This is a genomic window from Pseudomonas sp. G5001 (assembly GCF_013385475.1).
Classification (GTDB): domain Bacteria; phylum Pseudomonadota; class Gammaproteobacteria; order Pseudomonadales; family Pseudomonadaceae; genus Aquipseudomonas.
The window spans coordinates 39,568-63,652 of record NZ_JACAPZ010000023.1; the positions used below are offsets into that span (position 1 = coordinate 39,568).

General features: G+C 63.6%; 11 protein-coding genes. 6 read left to right on the forward strand and 5 right to left on the reverse strand.

The features are described 5' to 3' along the window. Positions 1–126 precede the first annotated feature (126 nt). Positions 127–13,065 (reverse strand): non-ribosomal peptide synthetase, encoded by a 12,939-nt coding sequence (locus tag HX805_RS19745; protein WP_177081323.1) that lies wholly within the window; start codon positions 13,063–13,065, stop codon positions 127–129. A 60-nt stretch (positions 13,066–13,125) separates the two neighbouring features. After that, on the reverse strand, positions 13,126–13,884 hold the full coding sequence (locus tag HX805_RS19750; protein WP_177023348.1) for a thioesterase II family protein: 759 nt from the start codon (positions 13,882–13,884) through the stop codon (positions 13,126–13,128). A gap of 278 nt (positions 13,885–14,162) precedes the next feature. Here HX805_RS19750 and HX805_RS19755 point away from each other — a divergent pair, with 278 nt between their 5' ends. After that, positions 14,163–14,714 carry an RNA polymerase factor sigma-70 gene (locus tag HX805_RS19755; protein WP_003209024.1) on the forward strand — a complete coding sequence of 184 codons (552 nt, stop codon included), beginning with the start codon at positions 14,163–14,165 and terminating at the stop codon, positions 14,712–14,714. 138 nt (positions 14,715–14,852) lie between these two features. On the opposite strand, the gene HX805_RS19760 is transcribed toward HX805_RS19755, so the two are convergent. The 3 genes from HX805_RS19760 to HX805_RS19770 form a co-directional block, all read right to left on the reverse strand. Then, positions 14,853–15,866: a GNAT family N-acetyltransferase gene (locus tag HX805_RS19760; protein WP_177023349.1), complete on the reverse strand. Its 1,014-nt coding sequence runs from the start codon at positions 15,864–15,866 to the stop codon at positions 14,853–14,855. A 66-nt stretch (positions 15,867–15,932) separates the two neighbouring features. Next, positions 15,933–16,721 (reverse strand): ABC transporter substrate-binding protein, encoded by a 789-nt coding sequence (locus HX805_RS19765; RefSeq protein WP_102369610.1) that lies wholly within the window; start codon positions 16,719–16,721, stop codon positions 15,933–15,935. A 99-nt stretch (positions 16,722–16,820) separates the two neighbouring features. Then, complete coding sequence (locus HX805_RS19770; protein WP_087695088.1) at positions 16,821–17,444, reverse strand: TetR/AcrR family transcriptional regulator; 624 nt, start codon at positions 17,442–17,444, stop codon at positions 16,821–16,823. A gap of 154 nt (positions 17,445–17,598) precedes the next feature. Between HX805_RS19770 and HX805_RS19775 the strand changes: the two genes are divergently transcribed. The 5 genes from HX805_RS19775 (at position 17,599) to HX805_RS19795 (ending at position 23,881) form a co-directional block, all read left to right on the forward strand. After that, positions 17,599–19,377, forward strand: coding sequence for an acyclic terpene utilization AtuA family protein (locus HX805_RS19775; protein ID WP_177117220.1), 1,779 nt, complete (start codon positions 17,599–17,601; stop codon positions 19,375–19,377). 12 nt (positions 19,378–19,389) lie between these two features. After that, positions 19,390–20,262, forward strand: coding sequence for an SDR family oxidoreductase (locus HX805_RS19780; protein WP_177117221.1), 873 nt, complete (start codon positions 19,390–19,392; stop codon positions 20,260–20,262). Between the two features lie 3 nt (positions 20,263–20,265). Then, positions 20,266–21,882 carry a geranyl-CoA carboxylase subunit beta gene (atuC, locus tag HX805_RS19785; protein WP_008431693.1) on the forward strand — a complete coding sequence of 539 codons (1,617 nt, stop codon included), beginning with the start codon at positions 20,266–20,268 and terminating at the stop codon, positions 21,880–21,882. Positions 21,883–21,953: 71 nt separating this feature from the next. Continuing rightward, a complete protein-coding gene (gene atuD, locus HX805_RS19790; RefSeq protein ID WP_177117222.1) occupies positions 21,954–23,111 on the forward strand; it encodes a citronellyl-CoA dehydrogenase in 1,158 nt (385 codons plus the stop codon). Continuing rightward, the gene (locus HX805_RS19795; RefSeq protein ID WP_177117223.1) at positions 23,108–23,881 is read left to right on the forward strand and encodes an enoyl-CoA hydratase-related protein; all 774 of its coding nucleotides are present in this window, start codon (positions 23,108–23,110) and stop codon (positions 23,879–23,881) included. Before atuD ends, HX805_RS19795 begins: the two co-directional genes overlap by 4 nt. Positions 23,882–24,085: the final 204 nt, after the last annotated feature.

Sequence of the window (24,085 nt, forward strand, 5' to 3'; positions counted from 1 at the left end):
ACTCCATTTCAACGAGTGATGGTGTTGCCCATCACACGCCGAAATGCCCCCCTTGCCTACTGTCAGAATTCACAGTTCGAACCTTAACAACCGCGCCACCCGACGAGTGGCGCGTTGCGCTCCGAGTTAAAAACCCTCCAGCTCCGCCATCAAATCACTCAACCGATCCACCTTCTCGGCGCTGATCTCATTCGCCGCCAGCCCGTCGATATACCCCGCCAACGCCTCCACCGTGCTGCACTCGAACATCGCCCGCAACGGCACATCCCGCTGCAGCGTCTTCTGCACCCGTGAAGCTATCTGCGTGGCCAGCAACGAATGCCCGCCCAGTTCGAAGAAGTTGTCCTGCACGCCGACGCGCTCGACCTTGAGCACCTCGGCCCAGATCCCGGCCAGCGTCTGCTCCAGCTCATTGCGCGGCGCCAGATATTCCTGGCTGTGCAACTGGCCGATCTCCAGTGCCGGCAAGGCCTTGCGGTCCAGCTTGCCGTTGGCGTTCAGCGGCAACCGGTCGAGCCACAACCAATGCAACGGCACCATGTATTCCGGCAGCTCGGCCCGCAGGCGTTGCTTGATGCGATCGAGGCGCTCACCCGGGTTGAGCTGCGCATCCGCCGCCACCAGGTAGCCCACCAGATGCTTGCCGTTGACGCCCTCCTGCACGCCCACCGCCGCATCCCGCACTTCAGGCTGCTCATGCAGGCGCGCTTCGATTTCACCCAGCTCGATCCGGTAACCGCGAATCTTCACCTGATGGTCGATGCGCCCGACGTACTCCAACACACCGTCGCTGCGACGGCGGGCCAAATCCCCTGTTCGATACAACCGGTCCGCACCCAATGGATTCGGCACAAACGCTTGCGCCGTGCGCAGCGGATCGCTGACATAACCACGCCCCACGCCCGTCCCGGCCACGCACAACTCGCCGACGGCGCCTTGAGGCACCAGTTCCAGCGCACCGTCCAGCAGGTACAACCGGTTATTGTCGGTCGGCGTACCAATCGGCAGATAAGTGCCACGGGTCGACGCCAGGTCGACGCGGAAGAACGCCACGTCGTCCGAACATTCCGCCGGGCCATACGCGTTGACCAGGCCAATCTGCGGATAACGCAGCAACCACTGGTGCGCCAGTTCCGGCGGCATCGCTTCACCCGTCGGCAGCATCCAGCGCAAGCCATCCAGGCTCATGCGCTCCTGGGCGAGCATGCCCTGGATCAGTGACGGCACGCTTTCCAGCACGGTAATGCCCTGGGCCTGGACGTGAGCGAGCAAGCCTTGCGGATCATGGGCAATGGTATTCGGCACAATGTCCACCCGCGCCCCGAACAGCGGCGCCGCGAGGAACTGCCACACCGAGATATCGAAACTTTGCGAGGCGGTCTGGGCGATCACATCGTGCTCAGTCAGTTGCAGATACGGCACCTTGCTCAACTGGTTATTGAGCATGCCGCGCTGTTCGACCATCACGCCCTTGGGCAGGCCAGTGGAGCCCGAGGTGTAGATCACGTAGGCCAGGTTATCCGGCGCACTGTAGATGCCCGGGTTCTGCTCTGAACCCACCAGCTCCTCCCACACCAGCAGCCTCGGTCGCGAGCCACAGGCAAACTCTTCCAGCAACAGATCCGCCTGTTCCCGACAAGCCTCGGTGCACACCAGCAACGGCGTACGACTGAGGTCGATGATCCGGCTCAAGCGCTGGGTCGGCAGCCCCGGATCCAGCGGCAAGTAACCCGCGCCGGCCTTGAAGCTGCCGATGATCATGCCCAGCAAATCCAGATTACGTTCAGCCAGCAACGCCACCGGTTGGTCCAGCCCGACACCCGCGGCAATCAGCGCATGACCCAGGCGGTTACTGCGCCGGTTCAGCTCAGAGTAGGTCCATTGCTGATCCAGGCAACTGGCGGCAATCCGCTGTGGATGCTGTGCCACCTGGGCTTCGAACAGCTCGATGTAACTGCGCTCCAGCGGATACTCATGCTCGCTCTGGTTGCAGCCGTCCACCAGGAACTCACGCTCCTGCTCGCCAATCAGCGGCAAGTCGGCCATGTCGCCATGGAAGCCCTGCACCAGCGCCAGCAGCAGCCGCTTGAATTCAGCGAGCATGCCTTGCACGGTGGTTTCATCGAAATAACGCTGGTCGTAGGACAGGTGCAAGCCCAGGTCATCGCCCGGGTAGCACACGGCCGTCAGCGGGAAGTTGGTGTGGGTGCGACCGGAATCCGAGGTGGCATTCAGGCTTTGCGCACGGTCCAGTACCGAGACTTCCACCGGGGCGTTCTCGAACACGAACAGGCTGTCGAACAGCGGCTGGCCTTTCGGCAGTTCGCTGTGCTCCTGGATGGTCACCAGCGGCAGGTACTCGTACTCGCGCAGTTGCATATTGCTGTCGAGCAGGCCGCTCAACCATTGGCGCACGCTGCACTGCTGATCGTCCTCCGGCAGCTTGACCCGCAAGGCGATACTGTTGATAAACAGCCCGACAGTGCGCTGCATCTCGGGCATTTCTACCGGGCGCCCGGCCACGGTGACGCCGAACAGCACGTCGCGATCGCCACTCAAGCGCCGCAGCACCAGGGCCCATGCCGCCTGGGCGAAGGTGTTCACCGTCAATTGATGAGCCTGGGCCAGCTCGCGCAATTGCGCGCCGTCGCGCACATCCAGGCGGGTGTAGCAGTCGCCTACCACCATGCCGCCGCTGTGGCCGGCATGCTCGCGCAGGAACGGCCGGTCGCTCGGAATCGGTGTGGTGCGCTCGAACCCTTGCAGGTTCTGCTGCCACCACTGGCGCGCCTCGGCGAGGTTCTGGCGTTGCAGCCAGGCGATGTAATCGCGGTAACGCGGTGGCGTCGCCAGTTGCGCTTCGCGACCTTCGCCGAGGGCCATGTAGATGTCGAAGAAATCGTTCATCAGCAGCGAGCGGCACCACGCATCGATCAGGATGTGGTGGTTGCTCATCATGAACCAGTAGCGGGCTTCGCCTACGCGGATCAGCCGCAGGTGGAAGGGCGCCTGGTTAAGCAGATCGAAACCGGCTTCACGCTCGCTTTTCAGCAACGCTTGCAGGCGCGGTTCCTGCTCGCTTTCCGGCTCCTGGCTCCAGTCGAGGTACTCGATCGGCGTGCTGCCGGGCTTGTGGATAACCTGCAACATGTCTTCGCCGACGTTCCAGCAGAACGAGGCGCGCAAGGCTTCATGACGGGCGATCACCGCCTGCCAGGCCTGGGCGAAACGCTCGGGGTCCAGGGTGCTGTTGATGCGGTAGCGGTCCTGCATGTAGTAGAGGCCGGTGCCCGGTTCCAGCAGGGTGTGCAGCAGCAAGCCTTCCTGCATCGGGGTCAGCGGGTACACGTCTTCGATGGCATTGGCCGGCACCGGCAGCGCATCGAGTTGCCCCTGGGTCAGGTGCGCCAGCGGGAAGTCCGACGGCGTAAGGCCACCCGCGTCTGCCTTGAGGCAATGTTCGATCAGGCTTTGCAGTTCCGCCAGGTAAGCGTCCGCCAGTTCAGCGATGGTCTGGCTGTGGTGACGCTCGCGGCTGAAGGTCCAGCGCAGCACCAGCTCACCGCCGTACACCTGGCTGTCGACACTCAGCGCGTTGGGCAACGGCGCCTCCGGGTCGTGGGCGATTCCGGCGGACTCGTCCAGCGGGTGGAACAGTGCGTCGGCGCCAAAGCTCTGATCGAACTGGCCGAGGTAGTTGAAGGTGATACTGGCGGTCGGCAACGCGGCCATGGTCTGGCGGCACAGGTCGTCGGCCAGGTAGCGCAGCACGCCATAACCCAACCCTTTGTGGGGCACGCCGCGCAGTTGCTCCTTGATCGCCTTGATCGAGGCGCCCTGCCCGGCGGCCTCTTCGATATGCAGCGGGGTCAGGCGCAGCGGGTAGGCGCTGGTGAACCAGCCGACGCTGCGGGTCAGGTCGATCTCGTCGAATAGCGGTTCGCGGCCGTGGCCTTCCAGCTGGATCAATGCCGATTCATGGCCACTCCAGCGGCACAGCACACGGGCCAGGGCGGTCAGCAGCAAATCGTTGACCTGGGTGCGGTAGGCACTTGGCGCCTGCTGCAACAACTGGCGGGTGCGCTCGGCGTCCAGGCGCACGCTGACGGTATCGGCGTCGCGATTGCGCAGCGAACCCTGTGGGCGATCCACCGGCAACTCAACGGCAGGGCCGGCCAACTGTTGCTGCCACACGTGCAGCTCCTCACGCAGGGATTCGCTGCCGGCATACGCCTGCAACCGCGCCGCCCAGTCGCGCAAGGCGCTGGTCTTGGCCGGCAGGTTGACCGGCTGGCCGTCGCTCAACTGGCGATACACGGTTTGCAAATCTTCGAGCAATACCCGCCAGGAAACGCCGTCCACCACCAGGTGATGGATCGCGATCAGCAGCCGGCGCTGGCCTTGCGGGCCGTCCACCAGTAACGCGCGCAACAACGGGCCATGGGCGAGGTTGAGGCTGCGCTGGGTGTCGGTGAACAGCGCGCTGCACTGCTCCATGTCCGCTACCTGGGCTTGCAACAGCAGGCCGCCTTCCGGCACCGCCAAGTGTTCGGCGTGCCATTGGGCGTCGCGCTGGGTGAAGCTCAGGCGCAGGGCGTCGTGATGTTCCAGCACCGCCAGCAACGCTTGCTCCAGGCGATGAGGTTCCAGGGCCTGAACCGGCTCCAGCAGCAATGCCTGGTTCCAGTGTTGGCGCTCCGGGATGTCGGTGTCGAAGAACCAGTGCTGGATCGGCGTCAGCCCGGACGCGCCGGTCAACACGCCTTGTTCGGCGCTGACCTGCTCGCTGCGGGTCGCCACGGCGGCCAGGGTTTGCACGGTCTGGTGCTGGAACAAATCACGCGGGCTGAAATGAATCCCTGCCTGCCGGGCCCGGCTGACCACCTGGATCGACAGGATCGAGTCGCCGCCCAACTCGAAGAAGTTGTCGTCAAGGCCTACCTGTTGCACGTTCAGTACCGCGCACCAGATGGCCGCCAGGGTTTGCTCCAGCTCGTTGCGCGGCGCCACGTACTGTTGACGATTCGCCTCGGGGTCCGGCTGCGGCAAGGCGCGGCGGTCGAGTTTGCCGTTGGCGGTCAGCGGCATGCTGTCGAGGAAGATCAGGTGCGCGGGCACCATGTAGTCCGGCAGCTGCGCTTTCAAATGCGCCTTGAGGGATTCACGCAGTGCACCGTGCTCTTCGTCGCTGATCAGGTAGGCCACCAACTGTTTGCCGCTCGGGGAATCCAGCGCCAACACCACTGCTTCACGCACCGCCTGGTGTTCCAGCAGGCGGGTTTCAATTTCCCCCAGCTCGATGCGGAACCCGCGAATCTTCACTTGATGGTCGATACGACCGAGGTATTCCACCAGGCCATCGGCACGCTGGCGCACCAGGTCGCCGGTGCGATACAGGCGACCGCCGTTCGTGGCAAACGGATCCGCGACAAACCGCTCCGCCGTCATCCCCGGACGCTGGTGATACCCCTGGGCCAGGCCGGCACCGCCGACGTACAACTCACCCGTCGCGCCTTGCGGCACCAGCGCCAGATCCGCATCCAGAATGTAGGCCACACGCGCGCCGATGATGCTGCCGATCGGCACGCTGCCGGCGCCCTCTTCCAAGGCTTCCGGGGCCAGGCTGGCCAACGGCATCACCACGGTTTCAGTCGGACCATAGGCGTTGAAAAACAGCGCCGGCTTGAATGCCGCGCGAATGCGCTGCAAGTGTTCGCCGGTCAGGGCCTCACCGCCGGTGATGCACATGCGCACCGCCAGGGTCTGGTCTTGCGTGGCCAGCCATTGCGCCAACTGGCTGCCATAGCTTGGGGTGAAGCCCAGGATATTGATGCGGTGCCGACGAATCAGCCCGCAGATTTCTTCCGCGTCCCACTGGCCCTGGGCCCGCAACACAACCTGGGCACCACTGAGCAACGGCACCAGCAGACGCTCGGTGGCAGCGTCAAAGTTGATGGAATAGAAGTGCAGCTCGCAGTCATCCGGGCGCATGCCGAAGCGCTCGATCACCGCCTGGCAATGCATGGCGATTTCGCCGTGGGACACCACCACGCCCTTGGGCTTGCCGGTAGAACCGGAGGTGTAGATCAAGTAGGCCTGATGTTGCGGCAGGCTGATGAAAGGCAACTCGCTCGCCGGGTAGTCCGCCAGGGTCGGCAGGTCATCTTCCAGGCACCAGCGGCCGACACTCTCAGGCAGTTCGCCCAATGCGTCGAACATCGCAGCATCGCTGAGCAACAGGCCGATGCCACTGTCTTCGATCATGTAGTGCAGGCGGTCCAGCGGGTATTCCGGGTCCAGCGGCACATAGGCGCCACCGGCCTTGAGGATTGCCAGCAGGCCGACGACCATTTCCAGCGAACGCGGCAACGCCAGGCCGACCCGCACCTGCGGGCCCACGCCGCGCTCGCGGAGCATCCAGGCCAGGCGATTGGCACGGCTGTCGAGTTCGCTGTAGCTCAGGGTCTGCCCGGCAAAGGTCAACGCCGGTGCATCGGCACGGGCCAGGGCCTGCTCGCTGAACAGGTGATGGATGCACTGGTCGAGGCGATGCTCGCCGGCTTCAATACCGAGGCTGTCTTGCAGGGCGCGCTGTTCGCCAGCCTCCAGCAACGGCAACTCACTCAGGCGCTGTTGCGGATCGGCAAGCAAGGCTTCCAGCAGGTTTTGCCAATGCGCCGCCATGCGCGCAATGCGCGGCTCGTCGAACAGGTCGGTGCTGTAGGTCAGGCAGCAACCCAGGCGATGATCGAGGTCAGTGACTTCCAGGTTGAGGTCGAACTTGGTGGCGCGGGCGTCGTTAGCCAGGTATTCGACGGTCATCCCGGCCAGGGTGCGGCTCTGCTGGAATTCCCAGCGCTGCACGTTGCACATCACCTGGAACAGCGGGTTGTACGCCGCGCTGCGGGGTGGTTGCAGGGCCTCCACCAGATGGTCGAACGGCAGGTCCTGATGGGACTGGCCTTCGATCACGGTGTGGCGAACCTGGTCAAACAGTTCGCCGACACTCATCTGCCCGTTGAGCTGGCAACGCAGCACTTGGGTGTTGAGGAATGCGCCGATCAGCCCTTCGCTTTCCGGGCGAATCCGGTTGGCCACCGGCGCACCGATGCGCAGGTCGGTCTGGCCGCTGTAACGGTAGAGCAATACCGCGAGGGTGGCGGTCATGGTCATGAACAGGGTCAGGCCGCGTTCGGCGTTGAAGGCACGCACGCGGGCGGCGAGGTCATCGCTCAAATCGAAACGGTACAGCTCGCCCTGGTGACTTTGCACCGGCGGACGCGGCCGGTCGCCCGGCAGTTCCAGCAGCGGGTGTTCGGTGCCCAGTTGCGCGGTCCAGTAATCCAGTTGGCGCTGGCGTTCGCCGGCCTCCAGCCACTGGCGCTGCCACACGCTGTAGTCGAGGTACTGCACCGGCAGTGGCGCCAGTGGCGATTCGCGGTCGTCGATAAAGGCTTCGTACAGCGCGCTGAGTTCACGGGCAAAGATGTCCATGGCCCAGCCTTCGGTGACGATATGGTGCAGGGTCAGCACCAGGTAATGTTCCTGCTCGCCGGCCTTGACCAGGCAGGCGCGCAGCAGTGGGCCGGTTTCCAGATTGAACGGCGAGTGGGCTTCATGGTCGGCCAGTTGTTGCACACGCCGTTGCCGCTCGGCCTCACTGAACGCCGAGAAATCCTGCCAATCCATGCGCACGCCGGTTTGCGCCGCAACCTTCTGTTGCGCCACGCCATTGATGCTCGGGAAAGTCGTGCGCAGGGTTTCATGACGCATGATCAAGGCCTGCAACGCCGCCTCGAAACGGCCCACGTCCAGCACCCCGCGAAAGCGCGCCATGCCGCCGACGTTATACGCCGGGCTGTCGGGCTCCATCTGCCAGAGGAACCACATGCGCTGCTGGGAATAGGACAGTGGCACCGGTTGGCTGCGGTCGACCTTGCCGATGGCCAGCTGTTGGTTACGTTGCCCGGCGGCCTGGATCAGCCGGACCTGCTCGGCGAAAGCCCCCAGCTCGCTGGCGTCGAACAGCGTGCGCAACGGCAGTTCGACGTCACAGGCCTGGCGGGTGCGGGAGATGATTTGCGTGGCCAGCAACGAATGGCCGCCAAGGGCGAAGAAGTCGTCCCGCAGGCCGATGCGTGGCAGCGCCAGGACTTCACGCCAGATCGCGGCGATTTGCTGTTCCAGCGCTGTTTCAGGTTCGACGTGCTCACGTACCTGCCACACCGGTTCCGGCAAGGCGCGGCGATCCAGTTTGCCGCTTGGGCTCAGGGGCATCGCGTCCAGGCGCATCAACTGCGCCGGGACCATGTACTCCGGCAGCTCGGCGGCCAGGGCGGTTTTTACGTCCTGTTCATCCAACGGTTCGCTGGCGGTGTAGTAACCGATCAACTGCGCACCGGCTGCGGTTTCCCGCACCAGCACCACCGCTTGGGCGATGCCGTCGAGAGCCAGCAGGCGGGCTTCGATTTCTTCAGGCTCGACACGGAAGCCACGCAGTTTGACCTGCTGATCCAGGCGCCCGAGGTATTCCAGCACACCGTCGGTGCTCCAGCGCACGCGGTCACCGGTGCGATACAGGCGTGCGCCCGCCTCGCCCAGCGGGTCGGCGACAAAGCGTTCGGCGGTCAGCCCCGCCCGCCCGAGGTAACCCCGGGCCAGGCCGATGCCGCCGATGCACAACTCACCCGGCACACCCGCCGGCAGCGGCTTGAACTGATCATCCAGCACCCGGCAAATCACATTGCCCAGCGGCCGGCCAATCGGCGAACGCTCGCCGTCCTCGGCCTGGCAATGCCAGTGCGTCACGTTGATCGCGGTTTCGGTGGGGCCATACCGATTGTGCAACTGCACCGCCGGCAACTGCGCCAGCACCCGGTTGCGCAACTCGGCAGGCAGCGCTTCACCGCCGGAGAACAGGCGACGCAGGCTGGTGCATTCGGCAGCCAACGGTTCGTCGACAAACAGCTGCAACAGCGGCGGCACAAAGTGCAGGGTGGTCACGCCGTGCTCCTGCACCAACTGCGCGATGCGATGGGGATCGCGATGCTCGCCGGGTCCGGCCAGCACCAGGCGGCAACCGGTGATCAGCGGCCAGAAACACTCCCACACCGACACGTCGAAACTGATGGGCGCCTTTTGCATCAGCACATCGGTTTCATCCAATTGGTAGGTGGCTTGCATCCACTGCAAGCGCTCGGCCAGCGCGGCATGGGTGTTGCCCACGCCCTTGGGCTGGCCGGTGGAGCCGGAGGTGTAGATCACATAGGCGAGGTTGTCGCCATTGAGGTGCAAACCCGGCGCGTGGGTCGGCCAACTGTCGAGCTTGAGGCTGTCCATGGCGATGACGCACACGCCTTGCGCCGTGGGCAGTTGTTCCAGCAGTGAAGTCTGGGTCAGCAGCAGTTGCACGCCGCTGTCCTTGAGCATGTAGGCCAGGCGTTCGGCGGGATAATCCGGGTCCAGCGGCACATAGGCGCCGCCGGCCTTGATGATTGCCAGCAGGCCGATCAGCAGTTGCGGCGAACGCTCGGCGGCGATGGCCACGCACACGTCCGGGCCCACGCCCTTGTCCCGCAGGTAATGGGCCAGGCGGTTGGCCTGGGTGTGCAATTGCGCGAAGGTCAGGCTGCCGTCCTGCCACACCACTGCGGTGCGTTCCGAGACGTGTTGGTTGAGGTGTTCCGGCAGCCAGCGCTGCGCCGGTGTGCACGGCGCAGCGCTCCACTGCTGTTGTTGGCGCTGCTCGTCGACGTGCAACAGCTTCAGGTCGCCGATGGCCTGTTGTGGTTGCTCGCAAATGGCTTGCAGCAGGTTGATGAAGTGCCCGGCCAGGCGTTCGATGGTGGCGGCGTCGAACAGCTCATCGGCGTAGTCGAAGGACAGGCTCAGGCGCCCGTTGCGGTCTTCTTCAGTGTGCAGTTGCAGGTCGAACTTGGCTTCGCGGCTGTGCCATGCCAGCTCGTCGGCAAGCAGGCCCGGCAAGCGGCGCAAGGCGCCGAGGTCACGTTGCTGGTGGTTGAACATCACCTGGAACAGGCCTTGTTCCCGGGCTTGGGGGAAGGCTTCCAGCAGCTGTTCGAAAGGCAGGTCCTGATGGGCCTGGGCGCCCAGCGCTGCGGTGCGGGTTGCCGTCAGCAACTCGGCGAAGGGCAGGCGCCCATCCAGTTCGGCGCGCAGTACGAGGGTGTTGATAAAGAACCCGATCAGGCCTTGGGTTTCCTGGCGCGGACGGTTGGCGTTGGGCACACCGATGCGGATATCGCGCTGGCCGCTGTAGCGATAGAGCAGGCTCTGGAACGCCGCGAGCAACAGCATGAACGGCGTGGATTCGTGGCTTTGGGCAGTCTTGCGAATGGCTTCGCCGAGGCTCGCGCTCACACGCACACTGTGACGCGAGGCACTGCGCAGGTGCTGCGCCGAACGCGGGTGATCGGTGGCCAGGCTCAGGGTTGGGTGCTCGTCGCCCAGTTGTTGTTTCCAGTAAGCCAGTTGTCGCTGGCCCTCGCCTTCGGCCAGCCACTGGCGCTGCCAACTTCCGTAGTCGGCGTATTGCAGGGCCAGCGCTGGCAGCTCCAGGGGTTGGCCCTGGGACGCAGCGGCGTACAGTCGCGAGAATTCGTCGATCAACACGTTCAGCGACCAGCCGTCCGCGATGATGTGGTGCATCGTCACCAGCAATTGGTGGTCTTCGTCATCCAGGCGTACCAGCGTTACCCACAGCAGCGGGCCTTTCTCCAGGTCGAACTGGGTGCGGGCTTCGTCTTCACGAATCCGCTTGGCACGGGCTTCCCGCTCGGCGGCAGGCAAATCGCTGAGGTCGATGACTTGCAGGTCGAAATCAGCCTTGGCGTCGACGCGCTGGAAGGCCTGGCCATCGCGCTCGAAGAAGCGCGTGCGCAGGGCTTCGTGGCGCTGGATCAATTGCTGGAAGCTTGAGCGCACCGCGTCTTCATCCAGCTCGCCGCGCAACCGCAAGGCGCCGGGAATGGTGTAGGCGCTGCTGTGCGGGTCGAGTTGCCAGGTGATCCACAGACGGTTTTGCGCGAGGGATTGCGGCAGGTCTTCCTGGCGCGACAACCCATGGATTGCGCCTTGGGCCACGCCGCCGTCCTGCTGCAATTGCCCGACGCTGGTGGCGAAGGCAGCCAGGGTGGGCGCTTCGAACAACAGGCGCAGGTTCAGTTCCAGGCCGAGGGTTTCCCGCAGCCGGGCGACGACCTGGGTGGCGCTGATGGAGTTGCCCCCCAGCAGGAAGAAGTGATCGTCGGCGGCGACCTGCGTCACCTGCAATTGCTCGCACCAGATCGCGGCAATCCGGCTTTGCAGCTCGGACGCCAGCACCGCATCACCCGCCTGCGCTTGCACGCCGGGGAACTGCGCATAACTGTCGAGGCTGCCATCCGCCAACCGTGTGCGGCAGGCCGAGCGCTGCACCTTGCCGCTGGACGTTTTCGGCAAGCCACCGGGGTTGAGCAGCACCACCACGCTCGGCGCTTCCTGGCAGGCTTCGGCCACCGCCTGGCGAATCGCCTTGATCAGTGCTTCCGGCGGCAGGATTTTCTGCACGCTGCGGCTGATTTCGGCGGCGATGCCAATGCCTTCCAGGCCCTGGTCATTCACCGCGAACGCGGCGACCCGGCCCTTGCGCACCACTTCCACTTCGCGCTCGATGGCTTGCTCGATGTCCTGGGGATACAGGTTGTGGCCCCGCACGATCAGCAGGTCTTTCAGCCGGCCGGTGATGAACACTTCACCTTCGCGGATAAACCCGAGGTCGCCGGTCCGCAGCCAGGTACGGCCTTCGTGCTGAACGAAAGTTTTGGCGGTGGCTTCAGGGTTGCGCCAGTAGCCGTGGGCGATGCTCGGGCCGGTGGCCCAGATTTCACCGACGGCATTGTCGGGGAGCGTCGCCAGGGTGGCGGGGTCGGCAATCAGCACCGCGTGCTCGGGCTGGCTGGTGCCGCAACTCATGATCGCCGCGCCCTGCCCGGGCTCGGCGCGGTTGGCGGCGAGGGCCTGTTCGTCCAGGCGCAGGGCCGGGATGCCCTTGCCACGAGTGCCGCCGGCAACGAACAAGGTGGCCTCCGCCAAGCCGTAGGAGGCGAAGAAATTGTTCGGGGTAAAACCGCAGGCGGCGAACTTCTCGGCGAAGCGTTCGAGGGTGTCGAGGCGGATCGGCTCGGAGCCGGAATACGCCACGCGCCATTTGCTCAGGTCCAGGCGATCCAATGCCGATTCGCTGACTCGCTCGCTGCACAAGCGATAGGCGAAGTCCGGCCCGCCGCTGATGGTGCCGCCGTATTCGCTGATCGCTTCGAGCCAGCGCAATGGCCGGCCAAGGAAGTACGCCGGCGACATCAATACGCACGGCACACCGCTGAAGATCGGCTGCAGCAGCCCGCCGATCAGGCCCATGTCGTGGTACAGCGGCAACCAGCTGACGATCACGTCGTCGGGGTTCAGGTCGATGCCGAAGCCCCGGCGAATCAGCAGCTCGTTGGCCACCAGGTTGCCGTGGGTCACTTGCACGCCCTTGGGCAACGCAGTGGAGCCGGAGGTGTACTGCAGGAAGGCGATGTCATCGTCTTGCAAGTTGGGCGCAACCCAATGGCTCGCGATTTCGGCATTGAGGCTGTCGACGCACAGCAACTGCGGCGCGCCTTCGAGTTGCGCCAGCGAATCACCGAGGCTAGACGTGGTCAGCAGCAACCGCGGCTCGGCGTCTGCAATGATCGACAGCAGCCGCTCCTGATGATGACGGCGGGCGGACTCCGGCGGGTAGGCCGGCACCGCGATAACCCCGGCGTACAGGCAACCAAAGAACGCCGCGACGTAATCCGGCCCGCTGGGGAACAGCAGCACCGCACGATCGCCCAGCCCGGCGTCGGCCTGTAAGGCGGCGGCAATGGTGCGGGCGCGCAGGTCGAGGTCGCGGTAACTGAGGACAACGCTCTGTTCGGCCGTCTCGGCAAGGAAGCGCAACGCCAGTCGATCCGGGGTTTGCGCGGCGCGGCGTTGAAGGGACTGAACCAGGGTGCGGGGAAGTTCGAAGGCGTCCATCATGGGGTTCCTGCCTGAAATCGGCTTACTGGGAAATCGGGGAATGTGTGGCCGGGGGCTTGTTCAGCCGGTCGCCCGGGCCATCTGCCGCGCGGCGTCGTTGCGCCAGCGGGCCAGGTGTTCGTCGGCGTAACGCCGCACACAGCGCAGTACGGAACTCTCGTGCTGCACCAGGAAGAAGTGGTGACCGTCGAACATGTCGAGGGAGAAACCGCTGGCGGTGTCTTGCTGCCAGTCCAGCAGTTGATCGGCGCGCACCGTGTCCTGCTTGCCGCCGAATACATGGATGGGCAGGCTCAGCGGCTCACGCTCGCCGTATTCGAAACTGCCGCACAGCAGGAAGTCGGCCCGCAGGATCGGCAGCATCAACTGCATCAGTTCGGCGTTGGCCAGCACGTCTTCGCCCGTGCCCTTGAGTTCCCGCAGGCGGGCGATCAGTTGCTCGTCGTTTTTCTCGATGGCGTATTCGCTGACATCGCGACAGGCCGGGCCGGCGGTACCCGAGGCAAACAGCGCCAATGGCGGCGGCGCACCCCGTTCGCGCAGGGCATGGGCCAGCTCGAAGGCCAGCAGGCCGCCGAGGCTGTGGCCGAACAAGGCGTAGGGGCCGTCCAGCTCGGCGCGGATCTCATCAGCCAGTTGCCCGGCCAGTTTTTTGATATCGCGCTGCAACGGCTCGTCCATGCGCATGCCGCGCCCCGGCAACTCCAGCGGCCGCACCTGCAACCACTCCGGCAGCGCCCGTCGCCAGCGGCTGTAGACCATGGCGCTGGCGCCGGAGTAAGGCAGGCAAAACAGGCGTAATCGAGCCGGCGTGTTCATTTCAGACCACTCCCGCTCACACGATAAAAACCCATTTTGTCCTCCTCCAGGCGCTGATCCTTGGCCGGTTTGTTAACTGGCCTTTCACCCATGAGAACGGATGGCACCGGGAAATAATTAGTCAGCGAGACGCCGTTCACACCTCTCGATAAAGCATAAGATTAGTTCGTCTTCTCATTTGACAATCATTATCATTAAGCATAATTTGTTGCCCGATGTGTAGGAGGCCTCAGCAAGGACGCCCTCCCCCAACCTTCTCTTGCAACAAGGTGATTTCCATGACGGAACAAGTATCCACAGGCAGGTGCGACTCACCCCTACTCCAGGCCTTCGTCGACAATCGACTGATCCTGGTCAAGATCGCAGCGCGTATTACCGGCTGCCGATCCCGCGCCGAAGACGTGGTGCAAGACGCCTACTTCCGGTTGCAATCGGCCCCCACCATCACGTCATCGTTCAAGGCGCAGCTCAGTTACCTGTTCCAGATCGTGCGCAACCTGGCTATTGATCACTACCGCAAGCAGGCGCTGGAGCTGAAATATTCCGGCACGGAAGAGGAAGGCTTGAATGTGGTTATTCACGGCGCTTCACCTGAGACCTCGCACATCAACTTTTCGACGCTGGAGAACATTGCCGACGCCTTGACCGAGTTGCCTCAGCGCACGCGTTATGCGTTTGAGATGTACCGGCTGCACGGGGTGCCGCAGAAGGATATTGCCAAGGAGCTGGGGGTTTCACCGACGTTGGTGAACTTTATGATTCGCGATGCGCTGGTGCATTGCCGGAAGGTTTCCGGGACCCATAGCGACACGTTTGCGCGGCGGGCCTGACGCGCCACACATCCCATGTGGGAGCGGGCTTGCTCGCGAAAGCGGTGGATCAGTCACACATGCATTGACTGACACTGCGCTTTCGCGAGCAAGCCCGCTCCCACATTTGATCTTCGTGCACTCAGATTTTTTGCTCAGTCAAACCAACCCACACCGCTCAAAAAACCGCTCCCGCCCCAGAATCATCAACGCCGCCCGCTTATGAGGAAAATCAAACTCCTTCTCACAGTGGAAACACTGATTCTGCATATGCCCAATCATCTTCCCGTTATCCGCCCGAGGCTCAGCCACCACACGCTGCGTACGCGGATCATCGAGAAACAAGTAATGCACCAGCGCCGACAACCAGCTCGCTACCTTGTGCGGACCACGGTGGTGCTCTTCGCCCACCAGCATATGAATCCCGCGATCGTAATCCGCCGCATCATAAAACGGCGCAATCCGATCCTCCTTCGCCCAATACGCCTCGAAATAAGCAAACGGCTCATCATCGAAACAGCCAATCAACGTCAACGCATGGGGATCCGCTTCCAGCTTGTCCAGATACTCCCGATGCTGTTCCAGGCTGCCAGTTTCCTGCCAGAAATTCGCCACCCGCGCACTGTTCTGCCAACGATTGAAGCGCGCCAGATCAACATCAATCTCCACCGTACGCAGTGAAATCCACGCCCCCAGTCGCGCATCAAACCGTCGATACACCTCGCCCCGCGGCTTCGGCGCACGGGCAGGATGACGCTTGCCACCGCTGATGATCATCTGCTGCGGATAAGTCCCCGTGAGAGATTGCCCCAGCCACGGTTGCGGCAACTGCCAGAACAACGTGCGCTCGCAATGAAACTGCCCGGCAACCCCGGTCGCCACCAGCAACCCACTGCGCAAGGCATCTTCCGGCGCATGCTCAAGACACCAGACCAGTCGCTGACGCCCGGGCTCCCTGGCAAACAGCCAATAACACGCCGCCCACAAGGCACGGGCAGCCGGCACACTGGCGGGCTCTTGCAAATGCACCTGCACCTCATCACCCCGCTCAAGGCGCAGGCGAATCAGCGGCTGGCCCTCAAGGGTGAGGCTCAGGCGGCTATCAGTTTCATCAGCATTCAGGGCGGGTCCCGCCGGCAAGGGCAGCACTGACAGGTCATTCAGATAGGACATGGGATGGGCTCACGAATCGTCGACAGTTCAACAAGTGACGTGAGCCGAGGGCAAAAATTTAGACGATCACGGTACCGGCATTACATCGATGCGGTAAGGCTCGAAGATCTTCAGCAACTGGCCGTTGTCCCTCAGCTGCTTGAGCAGCCCGGCGAACGCCGGCCCCGAGATCGGCGCCTTGGGCCGCAGCAACGCATAGTGGTGGTACACCTGGTCGATCCGCTCGGACACCAGGAACTGCGCCGCCGTATCGGCATTGCGCACCAGGAAATCACTGAGGTAGGAACGTGTCACCAGGGCGATGTCGGCCCGGCCCCGGGCGACCATCAGCAGGTTGCTGTCGTGGGAATAGGTCAAGGTGGCGTTGAAGTGCTCCGCCATGTACTTGGGATCGGGGTTGAAGTTGGCGAACGCGTAGTGATAACCGCTGAACACCGCCAGGCGCTTGCCGGTCAGGTCGGCGAAATACGATTGGTCGCGACCGGGCTCCTGCTGGGCCACGAAGATTTCCGCATCCTCCAGGCCCATGTCGACATCGGTGTGGGCAATATCCTGCCAGCCCCACTTGGGGTTTTCGAAGATCGCCATGTCCACCCGACCTTGCTGGAAGTCGCGAAAACGCCGGGGAATCGAGGTGGGTACCAGCACAAACTGGTAGTCGGTTTGCAGGGCGTTCAAGGCTTCCACCAGTTGCGGCAGCAACCCGGTGTCGGCGCCCTGCTCCGGGCGCACGGTGTATGGCGGGAAATGCGCAGCACCGACCCTCACCAGTTGGGCGGCCGAGGCAGGCATCAGCCACAGTGCGCCAAGTGCCCATATTGAGAGTCCTGCAGCCAATCGCCAAGGCGAAAACATCAAGGCACACACCGTCGAAAACTTTGATCCCGCTAAGCTAGGCGTTTTTGTCTATCGAGACAACTTTCTGCCACACAATTAATAGCTTGCGCGAAAGGGCTAGTCAGCTTTCAACACCATCAGCAAGGCTTCGTCGGCCAGTTGCTCCAGGGTCATGCTGCCCTGGGCGCGAAACCAGGTGGTGGTCCAGGACAAGGCGCCCGTCAGGAAACGCCGCGTGATAAACACATCGCCCTTGATGTAACCGGCGTTTTTCGCCTCCCCCAGCACCTGCAACCAGATCTCTTCGTAGATATCGCGCAAGGCCAGCACCTGGGCCTGGCCCTCGGCCGACAGGGAACGCCATTCATACACCAGCACCGCCATGGCCTCGCCACTGCCGCCCATGATCGACTGCAATTCGCAACGAATCAGCGCCAGCACCCGCTCGCGCACGTTGCTCGCCTCGGCCAGGGAAGCGCGCATCAGGGCGGTGTTGTAGTGGATGGTTTCCTCCATCACCGCCCGCAGGATTTCGTCCTTGCTCTTGAAGTGATGAAAGATGCTGCCGGACTGGATCCCGACCGCGCCGGCCAGGTCACGCACGGTGGTGCGCTCAAAACCCTTGTTGCGAAACAGGTGGGCCGCGGTTTGCAGCAGCTTGCCACGGGCACTGTCGGGGTCGGTCAATTGGCCGGCGTCGACCATGGTGCGCATCACCCGCAGGGCTTTTTGCTCATCCATGCTGCTCTCCTTAACTTCTGGTTACGTCTTGGGCGGCAATTTAGGCCGTGGCAGCCAACCAAGCAAGCGCTTGGGGCAAAGTTATGACCAGAGTTTACAAACCAAGCGCTTGCTTGGTAGTGTGGGTGCCAGCAAAGCAGAGGAAGGACGCCCCATGAACAAGACGGTACGCATCGGCTGCGCCAGCGCCTTCTGGGGCGACACCTGCACCGCCGCTGCGCAGTTGGTGCACGGCGGCACGCTGGATTACCTGGTGTTCGACTACCTGGCGGAAGTCACCCTGTCGATCCTCGCCGGAGCGCGAATGAAAGACCCCCAGGCCGGCTATGCCACGGATTTCGTCGAGGTGCTGACGCCGCTGCTGGCGGATATCCAGCGCCAGGGCATCCGCGTGATCAGCAACGCCGGCGGGATCAACCCCCAGGCCTGCGCCGCCGCGCTGCAGGCGGCCTGCGACCAGGCCCGAATCCCGTTGAAGATCGCCGTACTGCTGGGGGATGACCTGCAACCGCAGTTCAAGCAACTGCACGGCGTCACCGACATGTTCAGCGGCGCGCCCTTGCCGCCGATGTGCGTATCCACCAACGCCTACCTCGGCGCGCCCGGTATCGTGCAGGCGTTGAAGCTGGGCGCCGATATCGTCATCACCGGCCGTGTGGTCGACAGCGCAGTGGTCAGCGCAGCGCTGGTGCATGAATTCAACTGGTCCTGGCAGGACTACGACCGTCTGGCCCAGGCGGCATTGGCCGGGCATATCATCGAATGCGGCGCGCAGTGCACCGGCGGCAACTTCACCGATTGGCGGGAGGTGCCGGACTACGAACACATCGGTTTCCCGATTGTGGAGGTCAGTGCCGACGGCCAGTTCACCGTCAGCAAGGTCGAGGGCACCGGCGGACTGATCAGCGAACTGAGCGTCGCCGAGCAACTGCTGTATGAAATCGGCGACCCGCGCGCCTACCTGTTGCCCGACGTGATCTGCGACTTCAGCCAGGTCAAGCTCCGGCAACAAGGCAAAAACCGCGTGCACCTGCACGGCGCCAAAGGCCTGCCGCCCACCGACCAGTACAAGATCAGCGCCACCTACCCGGATGGTTTTCGCTGCACCGCCAGTTGCCTGATCGCCGGGATCGACGCGGTGGCCAAGGCCGAACGGGTCAGCCAGGCGATCATCAACAAGACCTCAGAGCTGTTCAGCCAGCGCGGCTGGGCGCCCTACACCGACATCAACATCGAACTGCTGGGCAGCGAAGCCACCTACGGCCCCCATGCCCAACGCCAGGACTGCCGCGAAGTGGTGGTGAAACTGGCGGTGCGTCACCCCAGCAAACAGGCGCTGGTGCTGTTCGCCCGGGAGATTGCCCAGGCGGCCACCGGCATGGCGCCGGGGCTCACCGGGATCGTCGGCGGGCGACCCACGGTGTACCCGCTGATTCGGTTGTTTTCATTCCTGATCGATAAAAGCGCCTGCCAATTGCAGGTCGACTTCCTTGGCGAACGGCATGCCTGCGAATTGCCCGTCACCAAACCGCTGAACACCTCGATCGCATTGATCGACCCGCCCAAACCCCAAGGCCGCGCCGACGCCAACGTGCCGCTGGTCAAGCTGGCCGTGGCCCGATCCGGCGACAAGGGCAACCACAGCAACATCGGGGTGATCGCCCGCGAGCCCGAGTACCTGCCGTGGATCGCCGAGGCACTGACGCCCGAAGTGATCGTCGACTGGATGAGCCACGTGCTCGACCCGATCCACGGCCGCGTCGAGCGCTGGTATTTGCCCGGCAGCCACAGCCTGAACTTCCTGCTGGAAAACGCCCTGGGTGGCGGCGGGATTGCCAGCCTGCGCATCGATCCCCAAGGCAAGGCCTTCGCCCAGCAACTGCTGGAAATCCCGATTGCCGTGCCGCAGCACATTGCCGATCAATTCACTTAAAGGACCCGCGCCGTGGCCTTCGACTCGATCTTCAAAGCCGACCTGTTCCAGGGGCAGACCATCATCGTTACCGGCGGCGGCAGTGGCATTGGCCGTTGCACCGCCCACGAGCTGGCAGCCCTCGGCGCCCATGTGATCCTGGTGGGGCGCAAGCCGGAAAAACTGCAAACGGTAGCCGCGGAGATCAGTGAGGACGGCGGTCGCGCCAGCTGGCAGGCCTGCGATATTCGTGATGAAGACGCGGTCAAGGCGCTGGTCGGCCAGGTCCTGCAGGAGCACGGCCCGATTCATGGCCTGGTGAACAACGCCGGTGGCCAGTACCCCTCGCCGCTCGCGTCGATCAACCAGAAGGGCTTTGAAACCGTGTTGCGCACCAACCTGGTGGGCGGTTTCCTGATGGCCCGGGAAGTGTTCAACCAGAGCATGAGCAAGCACGGCGGATCCATCGTCAACATGCTCGCCGACATGTGGGGCGGCATGCCTGGCATGGGGCACTCCGGTGCGGCACGTTCGGGCATGGACAACTTCACCAAGACCGCCGCCTTTGAATGGGGTTACGCGGGGGTGCGGGTCAACGCCGTGGCGCCGGGCTGGATTGCCTCCAGCGGCATGGACACCTACGAAGGCGCATTCAAGGCGGTGATCCCGACCTTGCGCGAGCATGTTCCGCTCAAGCGCATCGGCACCGAATCGGAAGTCAGCGCGGCGATTGTGTTCTTGCTCAGCCCCGCCGCCGCGTTCGTCAGCGGCAGCACCTTGCGCATCGACGGCGCCGCCAGCCTGGGCAGCCGCGCCTGGCCGCTGCACAAGGCGCAACCGCCGAGCGTGTCCTTTAATGGTTTCCACCGGGCTTACTTGCCGGACGTGCTCAAGGAGGAGAAATAAGCCATGCCGGTGATCGACTCGCAACTCGACGCCCACAGCCCGCAATTCGCGCAGAACCGCGAAGCGATGCTCACGGGCGTCAATCAATTGCGCCAGCTGGAGCAAAACCTGCTGGGCAAGGCCGCCGAAGCCAAGGCCAGGTTCGACAAGCGCGGGCAACTGCTGCCACGGGAACGCCTGAATTTATTGCTCGACCCCGGCGCGCCGTTCCTCGAACTGGCGAGCCTGGCCGGCTACAAACTGCACGATGACAAAGACGGCAGCGCCGCTGGGGGCGGGTTGATCGCCGGCATCGGCTACGTCAGCGGCGTGCGGATGCTGGTGGTGGCCAACAACAGCGCGATCAAGGGCGGGACCATTTCCCCCTCGGGCCTGAAAAAATCCCTGCGCCTGCAACAGATCGCCATGGAAAACAAACTGCCGGTGGTGACGCTGGCAGAAAGCGGCGGCGCCAACCTCAACTACGCCGCCGAGATTTTCGTCGAAGGCGCCCGCAGCTTCGCCAACCAGGCGCGGATGTCGGCCATGGGCCTGCCGCAGATCACCGTGGTGCATGGCTCGGCCACGGCGGGCGGCGCTTATCAGCCGGGTCTTTCGGATTACGTGGTGGTGGTGCGTGGCAAGGCCAAGCTGTTCCTGGCCGGCCCGCCGCTGCTCAAGGCCGCCACCGGCGAAGTCGCCACCGATGAAGAACTGGGCGGCGCCGAGATGCATGCGCAAACCGCCGGCACCGCTGAATACCTGGCGGAAAACGACGCTGACGGCGTGCGCATCGTGCGTGAGATTGTCAGCCTGTTGCCGTGGGATGACCGCTTGCCGCCTGTGCCAAAGCGCGCTTACAGCGAGCCGCTGTACCCGATTGACGAGCTGTTGGGGCTGATCCCCGACGATCCGAAAAAGCCCTACGACGTGCGCGAAATCCTCGCGCGGTTGGCGGACGCTTCCAACTTCCTCGAATTCAAGGGCGAGTTCGACCCGCACACCGTCTGCGGCCACTTGCATATCCAGGGCCGGGCCTGCGGCTTTATCGGCAACAACGGGCCAATCACCCCGAAGGGGGCGAGCAAGGCCGCGCAATTTATCCAGCTGTGCGACCAGAGCCAGACACCGCTGCTGTTCTTCCACAACACCACCGGCTTCATGGTGGGCACCGAGTCGGAACAGCAAGGCGTGATCAAGCACGGCGCGAAGATGATCCAGGCGGTGGCCAATGCCCGGGTGCCGAAACTGACCATCGTCGTCGGCGGCTCCTACGGTGCCGGCAACTATGCGATGTGCGGCCGTGGGCTCGACCCGCGTTTCATCTTCGCCTGGCCCAATAGCCGCACCGCCGTGATGGGCGGCGCCCAGGCGGGCAAGGTGCTGCGGATCGTCACCGAAGCCAAGCAACTGAAAGACGGCCTGGTGCCCGACCCCAAGGTGCTCGACATGCTCGAACAGGTCACCGCACAGAAACTCGACAGCCAGTCCACCGCCCTCTATGGCAGCGCAAACCTGTGGGACGACGGGCTGATTGACCCACGGGATACACGGACCTTGCTCGGGTTTCTGCTGGACATCTGCCACGAGGCCGAGGTGCGGCAACTACAGCCCAACAGCTTTGGTGCAGCGCGGTTTTGATGATCGTTCCCACGCCCCGCGTGGGAATGCAGCCCGGGACGCCCCGCGTCCCCATAGGGAGAACAATAAAAATGATCTTCACCCAGGAACACGAAGCACTGCGTCGCACCGTCCGTAGCTTTGTCGAGCGCGAGATCAACCCGCATGTGGATGAGTGGGAAAAGGCCGGACGCTTTCCGATCCACGAGATCTTCCGCAAGGCCGGCGACCTCGGTTTGCTGGGTATTTCCAAGCCGGAAAAATTCGGTGGCATGGGCCTCGACTACAGCTACTCGATCGTCGCCGCCGAAGAGTTCGGCAGCATTCGCTGCGGCGGCATCCCGATGTCCATCGGCGTGCAGACCGACATGTGCACCCCGGCCCTCGCCCGCTTCGGCTCCGATGAATTGCGCGAAGAATTCCTGCGCCCGGCCATCAGCGGCGAACAGGTGGGCTGCATCGGCGTCTCGGAAACCGGCGCCGGCTCCGACGTGGCCGGGCTGAAAACCCATGCCCGCAAGGACGGCACTGACTACGTGATCAACGGCAGCAAGATGTGGATCACCAACTCACCGAGCGCCGACTTCATCTGCCTGCTGGCCAACACCTCGGACGACAAGCCGCACATCAACAAGTCGCTGATCATGGTGCCGATGAACACCCCCGGCATCAGCGTCAGCCCGCCCCTGGAAAAGCTCGGCATGCACAGCTCGGAAACCGCCCAGGTGTTTTTCGACGACGTGCGCATCCCCCAGCGCAACCGCATCGGCCATGAAGGTGCGGGATTCATGATGCAGATGCTGCAGTTCCAGGAAGAGCGGCTGTTCGGCGCGGCCAATATGGTCAAGGGCCTGGAGTACTGCATCGACAGCACCATCGAGTACTGCAAGGAACGCAAGACCTTCGGCAAGGCGCTGATCGACAACCAGGTGATCCACTTCCGTCTGGCCGAACTGTCCACCGAAATCGAATGCCTGCGGGCGCTGGTGTACCAGGCCACCGAGCAGTACATCAAGGGCCAGGACGTGACGCGCCTGGCCTCCATGGCCAAGCTCAAGGCCGGCCGCCTGGGCCGGGAAGTCAGCGACAGTTGCCTGCAATATTGGGGCGGCATGGGGTTCATGTGGGACAACCCGGTGGCCCGGGCTTATCGCGATGTGCGGCTGGTGTCGATTGGTGGTGGGGCGGACGAGATCATGCTGGGGATCATCTGCAAATTGATGGGCACCCTGCCGGGGAAGAAGTCGTGAACACGTTGTTGCTGGAACCGCATAACGGGGTGCTGCATGTGACCCTCAATCGGCCGGACAGCCGCAATGCCATGAGCCTGGAAATGGTCAACGAACTGCGTGCGGTACTGGCCGATGTGGCTGGGGACAAGAGCGTGCGGGCGTTGGTTATCAGCGGCGCGGGTGGGCATTTTTCGGCCGGTGGCGATGTGAAGGACATGGCTCGCGCGGGAGCCGCGGGTGGCTTGCAGGCGTTGAACCGGGCGTTCGGTACGCTGTTGCAGGAAGTGGAGGCGCTGCCGCAGGTGGTGATTGTGGTGCTTGAGGGTGCCGTGTTGGGCGGTGGGTTTGGGTTGGTGTGTGTCAGTGATGTAGCGATTGCGGATCATCAGGCGCAGTTTGGGTTGCCGGAGACCGGCCTTGGGTTATTGCCGGCGCAGATTGCCCCGTTCGTGGTGAAGCGTATCGGGCTGACCCAGGCGCGGCGGCTGGCTTTGACGGCGGCGCGGTTTGATGGGGTTGAGGCGCTGCGGTTGGGGTTGGTGCATTTTGTGGAGCACGATCCGCAGGCGTTGGCGGAGCGGCTGGATGAGGTGTTGGGGCAGGTTTTGCGGTGTGCTCCGGGGGCTAATGCGCGGACCAAGGCGTTGCTGCTGGCCAGTGGTGAGCTGGCGTTGGGGCCGTTGTTGGACCAGGCTGCCGAGTGGTTTGCCGAGGCGGTTTGTGGTGAGGAAGGGGTTGAGGGGACTCAGGCGTTTGTGCAGAAGCGCAGGCCGGGGTGGGCGCGATGAATCGGGGGCATATCCGTTATTTTTGTAATGGCGACTATGGGTTCCGCTCTTACAGCGGGTCACTTTTGAAAAGCGCAAAAGTAACCAAAACGCTCTTGCCCCACCACTCGGCACCTCGCCTAGGCTCGGTGTGCCCTCACTCCGGCATTACTCCGCGGGCCGCCGCGACGGGCCATCCATGGCCCGGCGCGGCTAAACCGGCGT